Genomic DNA, 19,848 nt, shown 5'->3' with positions numbered 1-19,848 from the left:
ACGACCGACGAAGCTGCGCCACTCCGACGGCCGTTCAGGAGCCGGTACGCCCGGGCGCCCGGCTCAGCCGGTCGATCCGGTAGAACGGGGCGCGTGCGACGGTGGTCGCCGTCAATCCATCTGACGATGCGGCGGCGGCGAACCGTTCCGCCGCAGCCTCGCCGGTCAGCGGCGTGTCCGTGGGCCCGAGCCAGTTGACGAGCACCGCCTCCCCGTCCGGCGCGAGGGTTCGCGCGGTGAGCGCCGCGCAGGCGGCGACCTCCTCCGGGTCGAGGAAGTAGAGCACCTCCGACAGGACGATGAGGTCGAAGGTGCCCTCCGGCCAACCGCCCGGCACTTCCGCCTGGAGGAAGGTGACGGGCAGCCCCGCACATCGCGTCGTCGCCGCCGCGAGCGCGACCGCCGACACGTCGAGCGCGACGACACGTCCGCTGACGGCGCCCAGCGCACGGGTCATCACACCGATCGAGCAGCCGATCTCGAGCGTCGCCGCGTAGGCCGGGCGGCTCAGCGCGGCGAGCGTCGCGGCATACTTGCCCCGCTCGTACGGGCTCGTCAGCACGGACCAGGGGTCCGGATTGCCGACGTAGAGCGCGTCGAAGATCGAGGCGCGGCCGCTCATCGCGGCGCCAGGAAGATTTCCGGAGCGGTGGCGAAATGTTCCGTGAGCGCGGGCGGCATGACGAAGCCAGCCGGATCGTCGTCGATCATCGGGGTGAGCTGGGAGCGGTAGCAGTCCATGGCGGCACGCTTGGCGGGCGCCCACCGGCCCGGACCGAAGGGGCGGACGCCGGATCGGTCGAGCCCGGCGCCGGCGTCGCCGAACCGGCCCCAGACCGCATATTCGAACAACGTCGCCCGTCCGCGCGCCGCCACCTCGCCGGCGATCGCCGCGGCGGCGGCGTGGTCGCAGTGCGGATCGTGGCGAAAGGTGCACCAGATCGTGCCGACCCCCTCGATCGCCGAGAGCGACGTGACCGCGCGCGCGATGCCCGCGGCGACGTTCGTGTCGGCGAGATCTAGCTCCAGAACCGCCGGTACCGCCCCTCCGGCCGCGGCCGAGAGGGCGGCGAGCGCGGCGGTGAACTCCGCCCGCCGCAGCGCCCGCAAAGCCTCCGGCGGGTAGCGGCGGGAAGCCGGATGCGACCCTTCGCCCGCCGTGAGGAGAGCGACGGTGACGGGGACGCCGCGCGCCAACGCCGCGGCGAGCGCGGCGCCGCAGCCGAGCGTCTCGTCGTCCGGATGCGGCGCGATGACGAGGAGGCCGCCGGGGTCGAGGAGCGCGTCGATCGCGACCGGCGGGCAGCTCGCCGCGATGTCGATGAGGGCACCCGCGGGACGGGTCGGAACGCTCACGAGCGCCCGCCCGCCGCCGCTCGCGGGAAGTCCGGCACGCATGGCACCCGTTCGCCGTCCGCCTCGCACCCGGCCGTCTCGCACCATCCCGTGGCGACGAGCGTTCGCGCCGCGCGCGCCCGCTTCGCGTCGGGTGCGGCCTGGCGCAGGAACAGCGACAGGTCGCGGCGGATCCGATCCACGTCGCCCTCCTCGAACGCGGCGGTGCCGAGCGCCCGCTCCGTCCGGTCCATCACCGTCAGGCAGGCGGTCTCGGTCGCCTCGCGCGCCATCAGCGCATAGGCCGCGGCAGCCTCGGGCTCGACCGGTGCCGCACCCTGCCCCTCGACCTTGGCGGCCGCGCTTTCGATCCACAGCCGCGCCGTCTCACACGCGCTCGCCGCCTCGAACACGCGCCGTGCTTGATGCGGGTCGTCCGCCCGGCCGGTTTCGACGAGGCGGCGGACCATCGCCCGGTAGAGCGCCTGCGCTCCGCCCAGATGCGCCGCGCAGTAGCGCCAGACGCCACCCTCGAAGTACGGCTCGCGCAGGAGATCGCCGGGGCGACCGACCAGCATATCGGGCTCGATGCGCAGTCCGTCGAGCACGTATATGCCGGACCGCGTCGCCCGCATGCCGGACTGCCGCCACACGGAGGCGTCGGCGCGGGCCGCATCGTCGGCCGGCACGAGAATGAGCTGCGGCCCGTCACCGCTCGGGGACGCCGCAGTAACGAGGGCCGCAGCGACGTTGCCGAGGCCCGACGCGAAACGCTTGGCCCCCGCCAGGACCAACCCGCCACAATCGCTCCGGAGCGCGACGGGCGTGGCGGCGTCGGCGCCCCAGACGCCGAGCAGCCCGCCGGAACGTACGATCGCGAACGCCCGGGTCCGCGTCGCCGGCGTGCCGTAGAGCACGACGAGCTTCACGGCGTTGACGTGCCCCTCCATGAGCCGCGCCAGCGAGAGATTCGCCGCGCCGATGCGCACGAGGAGATCGACGCAGGCGGCCGTACCGCCCGGCTCGGTGCCGAGACCGATGCCGTCCTCCCCCGCGGGCAGCGGCGCCATGAGGACGCCGAGTTCCGTGAGCGCGGCAAGATCCTCGGCGAGGTCGCAGGTGGCCTCGGCCTCTCCGGCGCGGCTCGCGATCCGGGCGAGCACGCCGGGCGGCAGAAGGTCATCCATGCGCCGGTCCGCCCGCCGCGAGGGTCGCCCGAGCGATGTCGATAGGCAGGCCGGCATGCGCGGTCTCCAGGTGTGCCAGGTAGGTGCGCGCCGCGGTGAGCGCGCTTGAGGCTTCGCTCAAGCGGAGGGGTCGGTCCGCGCCGCGCAGCAACGTGCCCGTTCCCGCGGCATGGGCGAGCGCCCGCTCGAGGAAGAGCGCGAACGGGACCAGCAACCCGTCGACAGGCGGGTCGGGGTCCCGGCATCGCCGAGCGATCGCGTCGGCCATGCCGTGCGGGGCCCTCGCCTCGGTACGCAGGGACGTGACGACGGCGATCGACCGATCCACCCGGACCGGGAGCCCGGCCGCCAGGATCGCCTCGGTCAGCGCGCGGTCCTCGTTGCGCTGGTTCGTCGGAAGGCATCCGACGGCGCGGTAGGCGCGCGCACCGACGGCCATGTTCGCGCCGCCCGCTGCGATCAGCAGCGCGCACGGCTCAGGCGCGACCAGGCGTTCCCAAATCGCCTGATATGCCTGCGCCAGCTCGCTCTCCACGCGCCCGGCCCGGCGAACGGCGGGCGGCAGCGCGGACGCCTCCTCTTCGTCGACCGTGATGCCGGCGGACACCAGCGCGGCACCTCCACGGATCAACGCCGCCATCCGGACGATCCAGTCGGCGGGGACCTGCGTGTCGGCGTCGGTCGACAGGAGGACCGCATCGCGCGACGCGCTGGCTTCGGCGAGATCGAGCGCGAGGCGGCGGGCGATCGCCACCGTGTCGGCCGGTGGCGAGAGGCGAACCTCGCAGCACACCACCGGCGCCCCCGCCGTCGCGGCCCACCGGCGCACGATCTCGGCCGATGCGTCGCAGGAGTTGTTGACGACGATGACGGCGCCCGCGTCGGCCGCCCGTAGCGCGGTGCCGAGCGCCTCGAGACACGACGGCAGCAGCACTTCCTCGTTGCATGCCGGCACGCAGACGATCGCCCCGAGGCCCAGACGAAAGGCGAAGAGGTCGCAACTCACGACCTCCACCCGCCCCAGGTAGGGCGCGGCCGACAGCATCTCGCGCAGGCGTGGTAGCGCCAGTAGCCGCGACGCATCCGGGGCGGCGCGAGCGTTCGGCGAAATCGACCCGTCCGGTACAGCAAGCTCGAGAAACATGAACGTCAGAACCCATCTCGTGGACGGCAGACGTGAATTTCTGCCAGCGTTCATGAACGCGTGTCGGGCGATTTTCGATCTTTAAAGTATTTCAAAGAAGTCAATCGGTCGCATGTGCCCGAGTTCGTGGCCGAGTTTTTTCGAAGCCGACGCGAGGACAGTCTTCCGGACCGTGTCGCGGGGACGGGCCCCGCATCGATGCGAGCAGCCCAAAGGTGTTCGCCGCGTCACTCCGGGATGACGGCCCCCAAGTCCGTGGGGGCCGCGTCTCGTCGACCCGGCGTCCGCGGCATCGTCGTTCACGTCGTGGGGATGGTGCCGCCGTCGATCACGTACTCGCTTCCGGTGATCGACGCCGCCCGGTCGGAGGCGAGGAAGGCGCACAGGTTCGCCACCTCTTCCGGCTTGGACGGGCGGCCGAGCGGGATGCCGCCGAGCGCGTCCATGATGAGCCGCTTGCCGCCTTCGAGGTCGGTGCCGGCTTCCTGGGCAAGGCGCGCGGCGAGGCGCACGGCGCTTTCGGTCTCGATCCAGCCGGGCGAGACGCGCACGACGCGAACGCCCTTCGGCGAAACCTCCTTCGAGAGGCTCTTGCTGTAGGTCGCCAGCGCGGCCTTCGCGGCGGCATACGCCGTGGTCGATTCCGGCAGCGGAAGCCGGAGCTGGATCGAGGTGACGTGGATCACCACGCCGCGCCCCCCGGCCACCATCGCCGGCACGAGCGTCCTGTCGAGCCGGACCGCCGCCATCAGGTTGATGGCGAGCTCGACCTCCCACTGGCTGTCCGCCAGCGCAGCGAAGCCGCCGGCCGGGGCGGAGGAGCCGCCGAGCATGTGGACCAGGATGTCGACACCGCCCAGCCGCTCCTGCGCCGCCTTCGCGAGAGTGGCGCATCCCTCGGGGGTCGTCAGGTCGGCGGCGACGAACATCTCGTCCGGCAGCGCCGACGGGCGCGACCGGGCGGCCGTCAGCACCTGCGCGCCCAGATCGCGGAACAGGGCGACGGTCGCCGCCCCGGCCCCGCGCGTGCCGGAGGTGACAAGGGCGCGTCGCCCCGCGAGGCTGACAAACTCGGTCATGCGCCGATCCTCAGGTCGACGATGCGCCCGTCATCGACGCGAAACACGAACGTCAACTCGGCGGGACTTCCCGGGAAGTCGCCGGACACCGTCGCGCGGACCTCGGTGACGTCGCCCCGTTCGGTGACCGCGGTCGGCACCGCCGTATGTCGGGTCTCGGCCTTGGCGCTCCGCCACCAGGTCTCGATCGCCTTGGAGCCGCTGTGGGTGCGCCCTTCGTCGTGGACGGCCGCGTCCCTCGCGAACGCGCTCATGGGGGCCGCCCCGTCGGGCGTCCCGTCGGCATCGAAGTAGGTGCGGATGGGCGGTGGCAAGGTCATGGCTCGGTCCTTTCCATGGAGGTGGGACCGAGAGCTAGGGCTGGACAATCGTCCATATAAGCGGGACAAATGTGGATGTCTTATTGCTTAAGGCGGGATAATGTATCGCCCGGGACTGAACGACCTCGACGCCGTCGTCGCCATCGCGCGCAGGGGCTCGTTCCGGGCGGCCGCGCTCGATCTCGGCATGTCGACGACCGCGCTCAGCAACGTGATCGCCAAGCTCGAGGCCGCCCTAGGCGTCCGCCTCTTCAATCGGACCACACGCAGCGTCTCGCTCACCGGCGCCGGCCGGGCGTTCGTCGATGAGGTCGCCGGCCCGCTTCAGGAAATCCACGGCGCGATGGACTCCGTACGGGCCCAGCAGTCGACCCCGTCCGGCATCCTGCGCATCAACACCTTCGCGACCGCCGCGCGCGAGATCCTCTCTCCCCTCGTGCTGGCGTTCATCCGGCGGCATCCCGCGGTCCATATCGACCTCGTCACCGAGGGAAGGCTGGTCGATATCGTCGCCGAAGGGTTCGACCTCGGCGTGCGCGCGGGCGGCCTCGTCCCGAGCGACATGATCGCCGTGCCGCTCGGACGGCGGCAACGGTCCGCCGTCGTCGGCGCGCCGCGTTATTTCGAGGAGCACGACCGGCCTCGCATCCCGGGCGATCTCGCCGCCCACCGCTGCATCCGCGTCCGCCTGCCGAACGGCGCGCTCTACCGATGGCATTTCGAGAAGGACGGGCGGGCGGCACAAGTCGACGTCGCCGCGCCGATCACCCTGGACGAAGCGTCGCTGGCGCGGATCGCGGTGATGGAGGGGGTCGGGCTCGGCTATCTCATGGAGGCCGACGTTCGGGACGACATCGAGGCGGGCCGGCTGATCCGCGTCCTCGAGGATTGGACCCCGCCGCAGTCCGACCTCTGCCTCTACTATCCAGGCCGCCGGAACGCCTCCGCCGCGATGAAGGCGTTCGTCGCACTGGCGCGGGACCTCGGCCGGGGCGAGGAACGGTGACCCGGCGCGGGTCGGACGCAGGGCGACCGGCCGCCGCCCATCAAGTCGAACCTATGTATAGGTTGGTTGTTCGCAATTTCGATGTGCCTTGTTGGGAGCGCGGACGCCTGCTCGCCGGCAGTCGTTCGTGGCGACGGATGGAACGGATCTGGATGCGCGCACCCGCACAATCTGATCGGACGACAGAGACACGTCCCGAGCGCGATGCGGCGCCCGCGGGCGAGGTCCCGTGTTGAAGCGGGCGGATCCGCCGCCACGAGCCGCGGGACCGGCGGCGGCGCAGCGCGGGCGCCTCGCGCGTCTGGTTCCGGCGGGCGTCGCCCTGGCGCTGGCCGCCGCGGTGTTCGCGTTCGACACCGTCAGCGGCTACGAGAGCGCGATCGCGGTCCTCTATGCGCTCGTCCTCGTTCTCGGGGCGGTCGCCGGCGGGCGGCCTGTCGTCGTGGTGGCGGCGATCGTCTGCGGGACGCTCGCCGTCGTGTCGTTCCTGGCGACGCACGTCGGCTCCATGGACGCCGGCAATATCGGACGCCTCCTCGTCGCTCTGGTCGCCATCGCCTTGACCGCGGCGCTCCTCCTCAGCCGGCTCAGCCTGCATCAGACGCGCACCGCGCTCGCCGAGAGCGAGCAGAACCTCCGGATCATGGCCGACACCGTGCCGCAGATCCTGTGGCAGGCTCTGCCCGACGGGCGCATCGTCTATCTCAGCCGGCGGTGGACGGAGATGACCGGGGCGCCGATCGCCGACGGGCTCGCGGCGGACGGTCTCGCTTTCCTCGACTGGTTCCATCCCGAGGAGCGGCCGACCGCAGTGGACCAGTGGACGGAGTCGATTCGCGAAGGCGAGCCGTTCGAGTTCTACCGCCGGCTGCGGATCACCGATGGAAGCTATCGCTGGCTCCAACTCAGCGCGTCACCTCTGCGCGCGGAGACCGGGCAAATCGTCAAATGGGCCGGCGTCGCGACCGATATCGACGAAGAAATGCGGGCGCAGCTGGCCGTGCGGGCGACGAACCAGACGCTCGAGGCGCGGGTCGCGGAGCGCACGGCGGAGCTCGCCCGCAGCGAGCGGCGCTACCGATCGGCCTTCGAGCAGACCCACGTCGCCATGCTCGAGCTGGACATCACCGGCGTGGCCGCGGCCCTCGCCGAGGCACGTATCGCCGGCAACGGGGACGGCACCGGTTACCTCATGGCCAACCCGCAAGCCTTCGACCGCTGCGTCGGGGCGCTGCGGATCCTCGATGCGAACCGCGCCGCGGTCCAGCTCTTCGGCGCGAAGGACCGCGAGGCGCTTCTGGCGCGCGAGGGGCGGCTGATGCGCAGCCGCACCCCGGAGGACATCGACCGCTACTATGCGCTCGTGGAGTGCCGCGAGACGATCGAGGCCGAGGCGGAATTGCCGGTCCTCGACGGTCGCACCGTCAACGTGCTCTTCGGCGTCTCGCAGATCGCGGCGCCGGACGGGCGCTGCCACGTCCTCGTCGGCATGATCGACGTGACGGCACGTGACCGCGCGCAGGAGCTTCTGCTCGCCGCGCAGGAGGAGCTGGCGCGCGCCAACCGCGCCGCGACGCTCGGCGCCCTCTCCGCCTCGATCGCGCACGAACTGAACCAGCCGATCGGCGCAGTGATGATGGATGCGCAGACCGCGGCGCGCTGGCTGGAACGCGACCCGCCGGACCTCGGCTCCGCCAAGCGTGCCCTCGCGCGGGTGGCGGGCAACGCCGAGCGGGCGAGCGGGATTCTGCGCCGCACGCGCGAGCAGCTCGTCAAGGGGCGCCGCGTCGTCACGCCGGTCGACCTCGACGAGGCCGTGCACTCCGCCGTCGCCCTCGTCGAGCGGGAGCTGAAGGTGAACCGGACGCGGGCGGAGGTGCGGGTCGCGCCCGGCCTGCCGCCCGTGGAAGCGGACCGGATCGAGCTGCAACAGGTCGTCGTCAACCTGGTGGTCAACGCGGTGCAGGCGATGCGCGATACACCGCCCGCAGAGCGCGTCGTGACGGTGGACGTCACAGGCGACGACAAGGGCCTCACCGTCGAGATCGAGGACCGTGGGTCCGGCATCGACCCGGAGCACATCGGCCGCCTGTTCGACGCGTTCTTCACCACCAAGCCTGGGGGAATGGGTATGGGACTCCAGATCTGCCGTGCCACGATCGAGTCCTTCGGCGGCACGCTCGTCGTGCGCAACAACGAGACGGCGGGGGCGACCTTCAGCTTCACCCTGCCGGCGCATGGCGGTGACGCGTGATGCCCGGGGCCCGGCCGCTGGTCGTCGTCGTGGACGATGATCCGGGAATGCGAGAGGCGATCGCCGATCTCGTGCGCTCGGTCGGCATGGAGGTGCAAACCCATGCAAGCGTCGACGCCCTCTTCGAGGCCGGGCTCGACGGCGCGAATTGCCTGGTCCTCGACGTGCGCCTGCCCGGCCAGAGCGGCCTCGAGCTTCAGGACCGGCTGCACCACATGGGAAGCGCCGTGCCGATCGTCTTCATCACCGGGTTCGGCGACATCCCGATGGGCATCAGAGCGATGAAAGGCGGTGCGGTCGATTTCCTCACCAAGCCGTTCCGCAATCAGGAGTTCATCGACGCCGTCAACGAAGCCCTCCGCAAGGATGCCGAGGCGCGCCTCAGCCATGGCGCGGCCGACGAGGTCTTGCGGCTCGCCGCCTCGCTCACGCGGCGGGAGCGGGAGGTGATGGACTGCGTCTGGCGCGGGCTCATGAACAAGCAGATCGCCTACGAGCTGGGGATCGCCGAGATCACCGTGAAGATCCATCGCCGCAACGTCATGCAAAAGATGGGAGCAGCGTCCGTCGCAGAACTCGTCCGCAAGGTCGAAGTCGTCAAAACGTGGGACGGCGCCGCGCCGGGACCATAGAATATACGAACATATCAATGGTTCATGGATGGGGCTCCCGCCACATCCCGATACACTCCACGATCGAAAGCTTTGAATTGGTGTCAGTTCCCCCTCTCGTTGCCATCGTCGACGACGATCCTTCCATGCGTGACGCCCTGGAAGATCTCGTCGGATCGCTCGGCTATCGCGCCTTGAAGTTCGGGTCCGCCGACGACTATCTCGCCTCACCCGATCGGTCCGGCGTGCGATGCATGATCCTCGATGTCCAGATGCCGGGAATGAACGGCCTCGACCTGCAGACGCATCTGGTCGAGGCGAGGACGGCGCCGCCGATCATCTTCGTCACCTCCTACGGCGACGACACCGTGCGACGGCGGGCCATCCGCGGCGGCGCCCTGTGCGTCCTGGAGAAGCCCGTGCAGGAAACCGCGATCATCGGTTGCCTCGAGGCCGCGCTCGGCGAACGTTGACCGCGGCGAGGACAATCGCGGGGAGGAGGACGCCGCGCCGCCGATCGCCTCGGCGGGAGACTGAACGGAGCGCCCGGCGCGCGCTCGCCGTCGTCGAGACGGTGGCGGCCGGGACACGACGGCTTCATCGCGCCATGGGTCTATAGGCCGTCACCGAAGAACGCCGCGACCGCCTCGACGATGCGCGCATGATCGGCGCGGCGCTCCTCGCCCCCCTCGATACAGATGAACGCGTCGGCCGGTTCCTCCGCGCGCAGGAGCGCCGAGCCGGTCGGGGTGCATTCGCCCAGAAAATCGAAGTGGGCGAGCGTGGCGGGCTCCATGTAGGTCACACGCTCGCTCGGCAATCCGGCAACGAGCGCCCGAGACTCGACGTCGAGGTCGAGCCCGGTCCCTTCGATGTCGCGCGGCGCACCGACGACGAGCATCGGCCGATCCACGTCGGCGAGGCTCTCGGGCGAAAAACTCTGCGTCCCACCGAGGTCGAACACCGCGAACGCCGAGATGCGCGGGTCGGAGAGGTCGCGTTCTATGGCGGCGCGATCCTCTGCCGTTTCGGCCACATGCCAGCCTCGCATGATGCGGCAGATGAGATCCTGCGGATCGGTGTCGCACAGCGCGTCGACGCGTCCGGCATCGTAGCGCGCTCCCGCCAGGAGGAGCGCGGTGAACCCGCCCAGCGAATGCCCGGCCATATAGATGCGCCCCGGATCGATCGCGAGGTCGGGCTGGGCGAGCAGATGGTCGATGACGCGGGAGATGTCGCGCTGGCGTTCCCAAAGCGCACGCGCCGCGTCCGGATCGCGGTTGAAGCTCGAGGTGCCCGGATGGTCGATCGCGGCGACCACGAAGCCTCGTCTGGCGAGCGCCGCCGCCAGCCACGCCTGATTGCGCATGTTGCCGTACATCCCGTGCGACAGGATGAGAAGCGGAAACGGCCCTCCGCTCGGCGCAGCGCCTTCGATCACCCGAACGCCCACGAAGACCGCGTTGCCGAGGGCCTCGCGCGGCGCATCGGGGGCAGCCGTGGGATACAGCAGGACTCCTTCCAGCGGCCTCGCCCCGGCCGCGCCCGGAATCGTGAGCGGGGCGAGACCGGCCTCTGTCGCTCCGGCGGCGGCGGAGGCGGTGAGCAGGAAGATGGCAGTGAGAAGCACACGCGTCATGACCGTCTCTTGGGTAGGATCCTCGGCTGCGCTATCAGAGCGGCGCGAGGTTGGGGACCGGCCGGTCCGGTCGTTCCTGTCCTCGATCGCGTTTCAGGACAGATCCGGCCCGGAGCATGACGGCGAATTCCCTCATCGCGCTGCCTCTGCCGCTGATCTCGGCGGCGCTCTGCGCGGTGCTCGCCGGTCTGCTGGCACGTCTGGATCTCGGCGTCGCGGCGACCTCGCGCTTGCTGGCGGCGCTCTTCGGCGTCTTCGCGCTCGAGGCCTCGCTGGTGGCGCTGCGGTTCGGCTATGGCGTCGACGCCTTCATTCCGCTGCAACGCGTTTTGCCGCTGTTCGCCGGCCCGCTTCTCTACCTCGCCTGTCTCTCTCTCGCGGTCACGCCGGCCCGGCTTCGGCGCCAGACGGCCCTCCACCTCGGCGCGGCGGTCGCCATCGCGGTCGGGGTGGAGCTGGTGCCCCGGGTCATCGCCGCGCTCGACGCGGGGATCTTGGCGAGCTACCTCGGCTATGCCGTGGCTCTGCTCGCAATATGGCGCGGCGGCCCCGATCGCCTCGTGCGCGCGCGGCTCGATCTCTCCCGTCGCATTTCTCGCTGGATCCTCTGGGCCGCGCTTCTCCTCGTCGCGCTATCGGTGCTGGACACGGCGATCGCGCTCGGCTTCCTGCAAGGTCAGCCGCAGCGTTCGATCCAGCTCATCTCGTACGGCTCGCTCGCGCTCATCGCCGTGCTCGTGGCGCTCCTTGCCGGCCTGCCGCGTCTACCGCCGCGGCCGTCGCCGGCGTCACGACCGGTGACGGCGGTCGATGGCGCCCAGATCGAGGCCGCCGCGCACGCGCTTCTGACGCAGACTGAACTCTATCTGGAGCCTGACCTGTCGCTCGAACGGCTCGCAAAGCGGCTCCGGCTTCCCGCCAGAACCCTCTCCGCCGCCATCAACGAGCGTCGGCAGATGAACGTGTCGCAATATGTGAACGGCTTCCGGTTGGCACATGCCGCCCGGCTTCTCACCGAGAGCGAGGCGAGCGTGGAGACGGTGCTGGCCGCATCGGGGTTTCTCACCCGCTCGAACTTCTACCGGGAGTTCCAGCGCGTCTACGGTGTCACGCCCGGAGCCTTCCGCAAGGGCGAACCGCCGAAGTGATCCCGCCCATCCGGCGACGCATCGCCCCTTCGGCGGGGCGGGCGCCGAGCCGGATCGTCGACAGCCGGGGCGCGAGCCGGCGCCGCTATTGCGCGCGGCGGCGCTGTGTCTCCCAGAACGTCACCGCCTCGTCGACCCAGCCCCCCGCGGGCGTTCCGGTCCCCGCGCCGAAGCCGTGCCCCATGCCGGCGATGCGACGGTAGTCGACCTCGGTGCCCAGCGCCTCGAGGTCCGCGATGCGGCGCTCCATCGACGCGGGCGGGGCGATCCCGTCCCGGTCGCCGACGATCACGAAGGTGGGGGGCTCCTCGGAGCCGATGTCGGAGTGGGCGGTATAGGCCATCACCACGGCCGCGGGCTTGGGATGCTCGCCTCCGCCGAAGGCCTGCGTTCCGTGCGAGCCGATATAGGCCGCCATCCGGGCCCCGGCGGAACTCCCCCACACGGAGTATCCCTGGGGGCCGACGCCGAGGGTGCCGGCCTCTGTCAGGACGAGATCGATCGCGCGGGCCATATCCTCGGTGGCGACCCGCCGTCCCTGACCGGTGCGATAGGTGACGACGAAGGCGTTGTGGCCGCGCGCGTTGACCTCCAGCGCGAGCGGAAAGCCTTCATGCACCGAGCCGACATAGGCGAACCCGCCTCCCGGCGCGATGACGGCGAACGGCGCGCCCGGCTCGCCGGGGAAGAAGAAGAGGCCGGCCGCCGCCAGCGCCGGGTCCACCCGCTGCTCGGCCGGCGAGTAGATCGGGCGGAACACGGGAACGCCCCGCTCGGCGTTTTCGATCAGCCGGTTGAGGCCGGCCACCACCGCGTCCGGGTCGACGGCGCTGTGGTAGGGCAGCAGCGAGCCGATCCGGTCGAGGGCAAGATCGCGATCATAGTCCCGCCCGTACCAGGGCAGGGTATATTGCGCGAATCCTTCGAGCGACGGGTGGTCCAGCAGGACGCCGATCGTGTCGTCCGTCGCGAGCGGGGCCGCCACGTCCCGTCGTTGGGTTGCTTCGGCAGGCACCGGGGCGGTCTGCGCCGCGGCGGTCGCCGTCGTCATCGCAATGGCGGCGCACGCTGCGATCCAGCGTGGCCGACGGGATCGGGCATCGCTGCCGGGAAGGGGCTCATCCATACCGTGACCTTGCAAGTCGGGCGGGCCGAGGCGCGGCGCCGAACGGCTGGCCGGCGCTCAGCCCAAGTCACTGCACCAGGTATTCGGAATCGTCGCTCCGACAACCTGCGGATTGATAACTAGCGCCGATAGGCCCTTGCGACCAGGCGGCCCTCGTCCGCGCTCGCCGCGCTCCTAAAGCGTCGTCAGCCGATCCGCGACGAGCCGCAGGACCGCCGGGACGTCGACCGTCTCGACCACGTCGACGCGTGGCGCCGCGGCGTCCGCCGCCGGGTCGATCAGCGTGGCACCCTCGGTGGGGCCCGGCCGGTAGTCGACCGCGATGCGCATCGGGCGCGCGGTGAAGAGATGCGGGGCAAGCAGGTAGGCGATCGTGCAAGCGTCGTGGATCGCCGGGTCGCGCGCGGCATAGGCGGCGAGCATCGACGCGACGGCGCGGCAGCACGGCGTCCCCGCACGCTCGATCTCGGTCCAGAAGGCGGCATCGACCCGCACTTGTCGCGTCAGGTTGAGGCCGAAGAGGTCGACCCCCGCGCCGCTCGACAGGACGATGTGCGCCGCCACCGGGTCGTGCATGACGTTGAATTCGGCCATCGGCGTGATGTTACCGGGGACGCCCACTGCCCCGCCCATCACCACCAGCCGTTTCAGCCGTGCCGGCAGCTCCGGTGCCTTGGCGAAGGCGAGCGCCACGTTGGTCAGCGGCCCGATCGCAGCCAGTACGACGCTCTGCGGCGGTGCGGCCATGATGCGCTCGACCAGAGCGTCCGCCGCATGCCCCGCGGCCGGAGCCGGACGGGCGGCCGGCAGCGGCACACCGCCGAGCCCGTCGTCGCCGTGCGCGTAGGACCAGCGCACCTCGCGCGGCAACAGGCCGCGCCGGCAGCCGGCATGGACCGGCACGTCGGCCCGCCCCGCCAAAGCCATCAACCCGCAGGCGTTGGCGGTGACGATGTCGAGCGGGCGATTGCCGGCGATGGTGGTGACGGCGGCGAGGTCCAGCTCCGGCGAGGCCAGCGCCAGGACCAGCGCGATGGCGTCGTCCACACCGGGGTCGCAGTCGATGATGAGGGTGGTGGCGGTCATCGCATTTCGGCATCACGGGGCGCCCGCGCGGCGGTGCGGCGCACAAGAAAAAACGGGCGGAGACACGGTTGCCGTGCCCCGCCCGCGATGAATGAGGTGCGTTGCCGGCGCCCGGCGTCGCGGTCTACTTCTTGTAATAGACCTCGACCGGCGGCGGGCTCTTCAGCCGCATGTAGCCGATACCGCCGGCGATGTTGGCGCCCGCCTGCCCCTGCACCGAGAGCGGCTGCAGGTTGATCGACCGGTCGAACCCGCCGATCAGGATGTTCGCCCCCAGGCCCAGCGCCCAGGTCGCTTCCGCGGAGACACCATAATAGCGGCCTTCGAGCGCGCCGGGCGAGAGCTGCGTCGTCGGCGCGAACACCGCCCAGGCGATCTTGGAACCGGTGGTGATGCCGGCGTCCAGGCCGATCTTGGTGATCGCCCCCTCGTAGGCCTCGTCCGCCGAACCGAGCGCATTGAAATAGCACGCCAGCGGTTTGCGCGAGCCGACGATCAGACCGGCGCCACCGGCGACATCGCACGTCAGGATGCCGACGCGCACGCCGAAGTCCGCCTTCGCCGCTGGCGCGGATGTCGCCACACCGAGGACAGCGAGGACGGCAACAAGGTATTTCCGCATGGTGTAGTTCTCCGTTCAGACGACCGAGAAACGCGGGGCAGCCTCAGCTGAGATTGCCGCAGAACCTTTGGATACGACGGCAGGCTTCCTCCAGCGCGTCCGTCGCAGTGGCATAGGAAATGCGAAAATGCGGCGCGAGGCCGAACGCGGATCCCTGAACAACCGCAACGCCTTCACTCGTTAGGAGTTCCGTTACGAATGTTTCGTCATCGTTGATGACGGTGCCCGACGGCGCCTTGCGGCCGATCAAACCCGCGCACGACGGGTAGACGTAGAACGCCCCCTCCGGCGTCGCGCACTTGATGCCGTTCGCCTGGTTCAGCATCGACACGACGAGGTCGCGGCGGTCCTTGAAGATCACGTTGTTGTCGGCGATGTGCTGCTGCGTGCCGTTCAGCGCCTCGACCGCGGCCCACTGCGAGATCGACGACGGGTTCGACGTCGACTGCGACTGGATCTTCGCCATCGCCTTGATGAGCTGCGTGGGGCCGCCGGCGTAGCCGATGCGCCAGCCCGTCATCGCGTACGCCTTGGACACGCCGTTGACGGTGAGCGTGCGCTCCTTCAGCCCCGGCTCGACCTCGGCGACCGAGTGGAAGGTGAAGTCGTCGTAGACGAGGTGCTCGTACATGTCGTCCGTCATCACCCACACGTGCGGGTGCTTCATCAGGACGTCGGTGAGCGCCTTCAGCTCCTCGCGCGTGTAGGCCGCGCCGGAGGGATTGGACGGCGAGTTGAGGATCAGCCACTTGGTCTTGGGCGTGATCTTCGCCTCCAGCTCGGCCGGCTGCAGCTTGAAGTTCGTCGCCGCGGACGCCTCGGCAGCGACGGGGACACCGCCTCCGAGCAGCACCATGTCCGGGTAGCTCACCCAGTAGGGCGCCGGGATGACGACCTCGTCGCCCGGGTTCAGCGTTGCCATCAGCGCGTTGTAGAGCACCTGCTTGCCGCCGGTGCCGACCGAGATCTCCGCCGGCGTGTAGGCGAGGTTGTTCTCGCGCGCGAACTTGTCGACGATCGCGTCCTTCAGCTCGGGAATGCCGTCGACGGCGGTATACTTCGTCTTCCCCTCGCGGATCGCCTTGATCGCCGCTTCCTTCACGTTCTCCGGGGTATCGAAGTCGGGCTCGCCGGCACCGAGGCCGATCACGTCCTGGCCGGCGCGTTTCAGCTCGGCGGCCTTCTGGGTCACCGCGATCGTGGGGGAAGGTTTGACGCGCGCCAGCGTGTCGGACAGGAAGGCCATGATCTATTCCGTCGGTCGATTTATGCGGCCGTTATCGGCGCATATGTGTGCACCCGCAAGGGCCGATGGAACACGTTCCGTTTCACCTAGATTGCAGGTCTGCCATTTTGGGTGGCACGGGAGGGTGCCACACATGGCGCGCCGGTGCTAAGCCGGACGCGACTCGAGGAGAGAAAGGGGCGGATGAACGTCCTCCTGACCGGACAGAAGGCGTTCGGCGCCGCTGTGTTCGCCATGCTGCAGCGGCTGGGCTGCACCGTTTGCGCGGTGTCGGCGCCCGCACTGCGCGAGGACGGCGTGCGCGAAGACCGCTTGCGCGCCGCAGCCGATCGCGCCGGCGTGCCATGGATCCTCCCCGGCACCCTGCGCGCCGAGACCGTCCCCCACGGCACCGACCTGATCCTGGCCGCGCACAGCCACGATTTCGTGGGCCGGCGCACGCGCATGGCGACGACGTTCGGCGCCATCGGCTACCACCCGTCGCTGCTGCCGCGCCACCGCGGCCGCGACGCGGTGCGCTGGACGATCCACATGAAGGACCCGATCGCCGGCGGCACGGTCTACTGGCTGTCGGAGCGGATGGACGGGGGCGACGTCGCCGCGCAGGACTACGTCTTCGTCGCGCCGGGCGAGACGGTCGAGAGCCTCTGGCGCGAAAAGCTGTTTCCGCTGGGCGTGACCCTGCTGGAGCGGGCGGTGAAGGACATCGCCGCCGGCGTCATCCGCCGCGAGCCGCAGAACGAGCTTTATGCGACGTGGGAGCCGTCGTGGGAGCGTCCGCCGGCGAACCGTCCGGAACTCGACCTCATCGGCACGTTGCCCAACGGTACCCGCGTCACGCGCAAGGCGGCGCGCGGGTAGGCGCGGGCGCGAGGCATGGCGAGAATTCCGCTGCTCGGCGGGACGGCGCAAGAGCGCCGGCACCGCGAGGCGCCAGCGCATCGTGCGTCGTCACGATGGGGACCTTCGGGCGTGGGTGCTTAGAACGCCCAGCCGTCGGACAGGGTGGCGTGCCAGCCGTCGAGGATCGGGAGCGTGGACTGCGAGTAGTTCTGCTCGTTCTCGATCTTCTGATACGACGGGACCTTGACGCCGCCGTCGGCAAACCTGGGCGTGACGGGGACCGCCCGGCCGCGGAACATCGCCACACCCGGCAGATTGCGATAGGGGCCGTCGTAGGCGCCGGTGCCACCGGCACCGTCCCCATAAGGACGGACCGTGATCGACGTCTGGGCCGATGCCGTGCCCACGGCTCCCAAGAGCAGAATCGCTGCCAGAATGGTTCTCATCGTTCCGTCCTCCGGCGGCTCATCCGCCTGCTTTCCGTTCATGGCCGCCCACCGGCGCATACCTAGCGCGATGCCCCGCCGGGCCTCCGACGCCATACTGACACGCAATACCCATAACCCAGATGGCGCAACATTGCGAATAAACTCGCAAGCCTGCCCATGGGTTGCTCGTCATTTGATTAATCGCGAAACCACCTGGGCGGTATAGTCGACCGCGGGGATGATCTTGGCGTAGTTCAACCGCGTTGGCCCAATGATTCCAAGGACTCCGATGGTGCGGTGCTGCGGGTCCCGGTAGGGCGACATGATCAGCGACGAGCCCGAGAGCGAAAACAGCTTGTTCTCGGAACCGATGAAAATGCGCACCCCCTCGCCCCCTTCGGTCAGCGAGAGGAGCTGCATCAGCTCCCGTTTGGTCTCCAGATCGTCGAGCAGCTGGCGCACACGGTCGATGTCCTCGCGCACGCCGAGGTTCTGCAGGAGGTTGGCCCGGCCGTGGACGATCAACGACCCAGTGTCCTTGGCGCTGGCGTCCGACCAGGAGGCGATGCCCTGCTCGATCAGCTTCTCGGTCAGCGCGTCGAGCTGGGCGCGTTCCTCCTCGGCCCGGCGTGAGATGATGGCGCGCGCCTCGCTCACCGTCGCGCCGCGGATGTGGGCGTTGAGATAGTTCGACGCCTCCTGCAACGCAGACGGCGGCAGCCCCGCCGGCAGATCGACGATCCGATTCTCGACCGAGCCGTCGTCCGATACCAGGACGACGAGAGCCTTGCCCGGGTCGAGCGCCACGAACTCAATGTGCTTGAGGCGCAGATCGTGCGTCGCCGTCAGCACGACGCCCGCCCCGCTCGACATGCCGGACAACACCTGCGAGGCGCGGGTCAGCGCGGAGTCGACCGCGTCGGTCCCGTCCGCCACCGCCTCGATCCCGGTGCGCTCCTCGTCCGACAACTCGCCCACCGACAAGAGCGCGTCGACGAAGAAGCGCAGGCCCCGGTCGGTCGGCAGGCGGCCGGCCGAGGTGTGCGGCGCGAAGATGAGGCCGAGGTGCTCCAGGTCGCTCATCACGTTGCGCACCGATGCCGGCGACAGCTTGTTGGGCAAGGTCCGCGAGATCGAGCGCGAGCCGATCGGCTCGCCGGTGCTGAGATAGGCCTCGACGATCTGACGGAAGATGTCGCGCGAGCGCTCGTCGAGCTCGAGGGCGTCTCCAGTCACATCCATCAGGTTCATCGCGCGTGTGCTCCTTCCACGGGACTATCGCGGTGCGTCTGAATATGCCAACCCTCGCCGCCGGATGAGACGAGGGAATTGATATGCGACACGATGGCCGCCGGAGCGACGAGATGCGCGCCATTTCCATGGAACGCGCCGTCTCGCGGCATGCCGAGGGCTCGTGCCTCGTGAAGTTCGGCGACACTCACGTCCTGTGTACCGCATCGCTGGAAGAGCGTGTCCCGCCGTGGCTTCGGGGCGGCGGCGAGGGTTGGGTCACTGCCGAATATGGGATGCTCCCCCGCGCCACCAAGGAGAGGATGCGGCGTGAGGCGTCCGCTGGCAAGCAGTCGGGCCGCACGCAGGAGATCCAGCGCCTGATCGGCCGCTCGCTGCGCGCGGTGGTCGACCGGGCGGCGCTCGGCGAACGGCAGATCTCGGTCGACTGCGACGTCATCCAGGCCGACGGCGGCACCCGGACCGCCGCGATCACCGGCGCCTGGGTCGCCCTGTCGGACTGCGTGACGTACATGATGTCGGCCGGGATGATCACCGCCAACCCGCTGACGGACCACGTCGCGGCGATCTCCTGCGGCATCGTCGAAGGCACCCCGGTGCTCGATCTCGACTATCCCGAGGACTCCACCGCCCACACCGACGCCAACTTCGTCATGACCGGCTCGGGCGGTATCGTCGAGGTGCAGGGGACGGCCGAAGGCGCTCCCTTCTCGCGCGAGGAGCTGACGGCGCTGATGGACCTCGCCCAGGGCGGCATCGCCCGGCTGGTCGACCTGCAGAAGCTGACCATCTCGTGAGCGCGGCGGCATGAGCGGGGGCGCGGACCTGCGCGCCGCGATCGGCGACAAGCTGGTGCTGGCGACGCACAACAAGGGCAAGATCGCCGAGTTCGACACGCTGCTCGCGCCGCTCGGCATCACGGTGGTCTCGGCCGGCGCGCTGGGGCTGCCGGAGCCCGAGGAGACCGGCACCACCTTCGCCGCCAACGCCGCGCTGAAGGCCGAGGCGGCCACCGCGGCGACGGGCCTCCCGGCGCTCGCCGACGATTCCGGGCTGACGGTCGACGCGCTGGGCGGCGATCCGGGCATCTACTCGGCGCGCTGGGCGGGCCCGGACAAGGACTTCGCCCATGCCATGCAGCGGGTTCTGGACGGCCTCGCCGCCGCCGGAGCCACCGCGCCCGACCAGCGGCGCGGCGCGTTCGTCGCCTGCCTCGCCCTCTCTCTCCCCAGCCGTGCGACGACCCTCATCGAGGGGCGCTGCGAGGGCGTGATAGCCGGCGCACCGCGCGGCACGGGCGGCTTCGGCTACGACCCGCTCTTCGTGCCAGACGATGGCGACGGCCGCACCTTCGGCGAGATGGACAGCGCCGAAAAGCATGGCGGCCCCACGCCCCTCTCGCATCGCGCCCGCGCCGTCGCCATGTTCAAGGATCGGCTCGGAGTGGCGAACGCCACCTGACGCGGCCGGGCGCGACGTCCGGTCCCGGCGGGGGCGATCCCCTGAGGCCCTGCGGTTTGTGG

At 70.2% G+C, this 19,848-nt stretch carries 21 protein-coding genes; 8 read left to right on the top strand and 13 right to left on the bottom strand.

Annotation, left to right across the window (positions count from 1 at the left end; translation table 11 throughout):
* Positions 1–34: 34 nt before the first annotated feature.
* The 6 genes from MRB58_RS10280 to MRB58_RS10255 form a co-directional block, all read right to left on the bottom strand.
* Complete coding sequence (locus MRB58_RS10280) at positions 35–622, bottom strand: class I SAM-dependent methyltransferase (RefSeq protein WP_244781617.1); 588 nt, start codon at positions 620–622, stop codon at positions 35–37.
* The gene (locus tag MRB58_RS10275; RefSeq protein WP_244781616.1) at positions 619–1,356 is read right to left on the bottom strand and encodes a PIG-L deacetylase family protein; all 738 of its coding nucleotides are present in this window, start codon (positions 1,354–1,356) and stop codon (positions 619–621) included. Before MRB58_RS10275 ends, MRB58_RS10280 begins: the two co-directional genes overlap by 4 nt.
* Positions 1,353–2,522, bottom strand: a complete 1,170-nt coding sequence (locus MRB58_RS10270) for an acyl-CoA dehydrogenase family protein (RefSeq protein WP_244781615.1) — start codon at positions 2,520–2,522, stop codon at positions 1,353–1,355. Before MRB58_RS10270 ends, MRB58_RS10275 begins: the two co-directional genes overlap by 4 nt.
* Positions 2,515–3,666, bottom strand: a complete 1,152-nt coding sequence (locus MRB58_RS10265) for a glycosyltransferase family 2 protein (protein ID WP_244781614.1) — start codon at positions 3,664–3,666, stop codon at positions 2,515–2,517. Before MRB58_RS10265 ends, MRB58_RS10270 begins: the two co-directional genes overlap by 8 nt.
* A 299-nt stretch (positions 3,667–3,965) precedes the next feature.
* A complete protein-coding gene (locus MRB58_RS10260; protein WP_244781613.1) occupies positions 3,966–4,745 on the bottom strand; it encodes an SDR family oxidoreductase in 780 nt (259 codons plus the stop codon).
* On the bottom strand, positions 4,742–5,065 hold the full coding sequence (locus MRB58_RS10255; RefSeq protein WP_244781612.1) for a nuclear transport factor 2 family protein: 324 nt from the start codon (positions 5,063–5,065) through the stop codon (positions 4,742–4,744). The genes MRB58_RS10260 and MRB58_RS10255 overlap by 4 nt, the downstream gene beginning before the upstream one ends.
* Before the next feature lie 100 nt (positions 5,066–5,165).
* Between MRB58_RS10255 and MRB58_RS10250 the strand changes: the two genes are divergently transcribed.
* From MRB58_RS10250 to MRB58_RS10235, 4 genes are all read left to right on the top strand, one after another.
* Positions 5,166–6,071 (top strand): LysR family transcriptional regulator, encoded by a 906-nt coding sequence (locus MRB58_RS10250; protein ID WP_244781611.1) that lies wholly within the window; start codon positions 5,166–5,168, stop codon positions 6,069–6,071.
* 229 nt (positions 6,072–6,300) lie between these two features.
* Positions 6,301–8,325, top strand: a complete 2,025-nt coding sequence (locus MRB58_RS10245) for an ATP-binding protein (protein ID WP_244781610.1) — start codon at positions 6,301–6,303, stop codon at positions 8,323–8,325.
* Positions 8,325–8,957 (top strand): response regulator transcription factor, encoded by a 633-nt coding sequence (locus tag MRB58_RS10240; RefSeq protein ID WP_244781609.1) that lies wholly within the window; start codon positions 8,325–8,327, stop codon positions 8,955–8,957. The genes MRB58_RS10245 and MRB58_RS10240 overlap by 1 nt, the downstream gene beginning before the upstream one ends.
* 17 nt (positions 8,958–8,974) lie before the next feature.
* Positions 8,975–9,409: a response regulator transcription factor gene (locus MRB58_RS10235; protein ID WP_371747289.1), complete on the top strand. Its 435-nt coding sequence runs from the start codon at positions 8,975–8,977 to the stop codon at positions 9,407–9,409.
* Positions 9,410–9,549: 140 nt separating this feature from the next.
* Here MRB58_RS10235 and MRB58_RS10230 read toward each other — a convergent pair whose 3' ends face one another.
* Positions 9,550–10,575, bottom strand: a complete 1,026-nt coding sequence (locus MRB58_RS10230) for an alpha/beta fold hydrolase (protein ID WP_244781607.1) — start codon at positions 10,573–10,575, stop codon at positions 9,550–9,552.
* A 50-nt stretch (positions 10,576–10,625) separates the two neighbouring features.
* Here MRB58_RS10230 and MRB58_RS10225 point away from each other — a divergent pair, with 50 nt between their 5' ends.
* Complete coding sequence (locus MRB58_RS10225) at positions 10,626–11,723, top strand: AraC family transcriptional regulator (protein ID WP_244781606.1); 1,098 nt, start codon at positions 10,626–10,628, stop codon at positions 11,721–11,723.
* 85 nt (positions 11,724–11,808) lie between these two features.
* On the opposite strand, the gene MRB58_RS10220 is transcribed toward MRB58_RS10225, so the two are convergent.
* The 4 genes from MRB58_RS10220 to MRB58_RS10205 form a co-directional block, all read right to left on the bottom strand.
* Positions 11,809–12,708 carry an alpha/beta hydrolase gene (locus MRB58_RS10220; protein ID WP_244781605.1) on the bottom strand — a complete coding sequence of 300 codons (900 nt, stop codon included), beginning with the start codon at positions 12,706–12,708 and terminating at the stop codon, positions 11,809–11,811.
* 315 nt (positions 12,709–13,023) lie between these two features.
* Positions 13,024–13,935, bottom strand: a complete 912-nt coding sequence (locus MRB58_RS10215; protein ID WP_244781604.1) for a nucleoside hydrolase — start codon at positions 13,933–13,935, stop codon at positions 13,024–13,026.
* A gap of 124 nt (positions 13,936–14,059) precedes the next feature.
* Positions 14,060–14,557 (bottom strand): DUF992 domain-containing protein, encoded by a 498-nt coding sequence (locus tag MRB58_RS10210; protein WP_244781603.1) that lies wholly within the window; start codon positions 14,555–14,557, stop codon positions 14,060–14,062.
* A 43-nt stretch (positions 14,558–14,600) separates the two neighbouring features.
* Entirely contained in the window at positions 14,601–15,803 is a 1,203-nt protein-coding gene (locus MRB58_RS10205) for a pyridoxal phosphate-dependent aminotransferase (protein ID WP_244781602.1), read from the bottom strand.
* Between the two features lie 183 nt (positions 15,804–15,986).
* Between MRB58_RS10205 and MRB58_RS10200 the strand changes: the two genes are divergently transcribed.
* Positions 15,987–16,664, top strand: a complete 678-nt coding sequence (locus MRB58_RS10200; protein ID WP_244781601.1) for a formyltransferase family protein — start codon at positions 15,987–15,989, stop codon at positions 16,662–16,664.
* 119 nt (positions 16,665–16,783) lie between these two features.
* Here MRB58_RS10200 and MRB58_RS10195 read toward each other — a convergent pair whose 3' ends face one another.
* Both MRB58_RS10195 and hrcA read right to left on the bottom strand, forming a co-directional pair.
* Entirely contained in the window at positions 16,784–17,092 is a 309-nt protein-coding gene (locus tag MRB58_RS10195) for a hypothetical protein (RefSeq protein WP_244781600.1), read from the bottom strand.
* A gap of 171 nt (positions 17,093–17,263) precedes the next feature.
* A complete protein-coding gene (gene hrcA, locus MRB58_RS10190) occupies positions 17,264–18,325 on the bottom strand; it encodes a heat-inducible transcriptional repressor HrcA (RefSeq protein ID WP_244781599.1) in 1,062 nt (353 codons plus the stop codon).
* Positions 18,326–18,408: 83 nt separating this feature from the next.
* Here hrcA and rph point away from each other — a divergent pair, with 83 nt between their 5' ends.
* Together rph and rdgB are read left to right on the top strand one after the other, a co-directional pair.
* Positions 18,409–19,122: a ribonuclease PH gene (gene rph / locus MRB58_RS10185; protein ID WP_244781598.1), complete on the top strand. Its 714-nt coding sequence runs from the start codon at positions 18,409–18,411 to the stop codon at positions 19,120–19,122.
* Between the two features lie 10 nt (positions 19,123–19,132).
* On the top strand, positions 19,133–19,786 hold the full coding sequence (gene rdgB / locus MRB58_RS10180) for an RdgB/HAM1 family non-canonical purine NTP pyrophosphatase (RefSeq protein WP_244781597.1): 654 nt from the start codon (positions 19,133–19,135) through the stop codon (positions 19,784–19,786).
* Positions 19,787–19,848 lie beyond the last annotated feature (62 nt).

Source organism: Acuticoccus sp. I52.16.1 (assembly GCF_022865125.1).
GTDB lineage: Bacteria > Pseudomonadota > Alphaproteobacteria > Rhizobiales > Amorphaceae > Acuticoccus.
The sequence above is the reverse complement of the archived record's forward strand: the minus strand, read 5'-3'. Positions and strand labels throughout refer to the sequence as shown.

What these genes read in the sequence shown, in the direction of transcription:
- MRB58_RS10195 (WP_244781600.1), bottom strand. Translation starts at nt 17,092, where the DNA reads ATGAGAACCATTCTGGCAGCGATTCTGCTCTTGGGAGCCGTGGGCACG.
- MRB58_RS10230 (WP_244781607.1), bottom strand. Translation starts at nt 10,575, where the DNA reads ATGACGCGTGTGCTTCTCACTGCCATCTTCCTGCTCACCGCCTCCGCC.
- MRB58_RS10240 (WP_244781609.1), top strand. Translation starts at nt 8,325, where the DNA reads ATGCCCGGGGCCCGGCCGCTGGTCGTCGTCGTGGACGATGATCCGGGA.
- rph (WP_244781598.1), top strand. Translation starts at nt 18,409, where the DNA reads ATGCGACACGATGGCCGCCGGAGCGACGAGATGCGCGCCATTTCCATG.
- MRB58_RS10260 (WP_244781613.1), bottom strand. Translation starts at nt 4,745, where the DNA reads ATGACCGAGTTTGTCAGCCTCGCGGGGCGACGCGCCCTTGTCACCTCC.
- MRB58_RS10250 (WP_244781611.1), top strand. Translation starts at nt 5,166, where the DNA reads ATGTATCGCCCGGGACTGAACGACCTCGACGCCGTCGTCGCCATCGCG.
- hrcA (WP_244781599.1), bottom strand. Translation starts at nt 18,325, where the DNA reads ATGAACCTGATGGATGTGACTGGAGACGCCCTCGAGCTCGACGAGCGC.
- MRB58_RS10280 (WP_244781617.1), bottom strand. Translation starts at nt 622, where the DNA reads ATGAGCGGCCGCGCCTCGATCTTCGACGCGCTCTACGTCGGCAATCCG.
- MRB58_RS10235 (WP_371747289.1), top strand. Translation starts at nt 8,975, where the DNA reads ATGGTTCATGGATGGGGCTCCCGCCACATCCCGATACACTCCACGATC.
- MRB58_RS10200 (WP_244781601.1), top strand. Translation starts at nt 15,987, where the DNA reads ATGAACGTCCTCCTGACCGGACAGAAGGCGTTCGGCGCCGCTGTGTTC.
- rdgB (WP_244781597.1), top strand. Translation starts at nt 19,133, where the DNA reads ATGAGCGGGGGCGCGGACCTGCGCGCCGCGATCGGCGACAAGCTGGTG.
- MRB58_RS10270 (WP_244781615.1), bottom strand. Translation starts at nt 2,522, where the DNA reads ATGGATGACCTTCTGCCGCCCGGCGTGCTCGCCCGGATCGCGAGCCGC.
- MRB58_RS10255 (WP_244781612.1), bottom strand. Translation starts at nt 5,065, where the DNA reads ATGACCTTGCCACCGCCCATCCGCACCTACTTCGATGCCGACGGGACG.
- MRB58_RS10265 (WP_244781614.1), bottom strand. Translation starts at nt 3,666, where the DNA reads ATGTTTCTCGAGCTTGCTGTACCGGACGGGTCGATTTCGCCGAACGCT.
- MRB58_RS10205 (WP_244781602.1), bottom strand. Translation starts at nt 15,803, where the DNA reads ATGGCCTTCCTGTCCGACACGCTGGCGCGCGTCAAACCTTCCCCCACG.
- MRB58_RS10215 (WP_244781604.1), bottom strand. Translation starts at nt 13,935, where the DNA reads ATGACCGCCACCACCCTCATCATCGACTGCGACCCCGGTGTGGACGAC.
- MRB58_RS10210 (WP_244781603.1), bottom strand. Translation starts at nt 14,557, where the DNA reads ATGCGGAAATACCTTGTTGCCGTCCTCGCTGTCCTCGGTGTGGCGACA.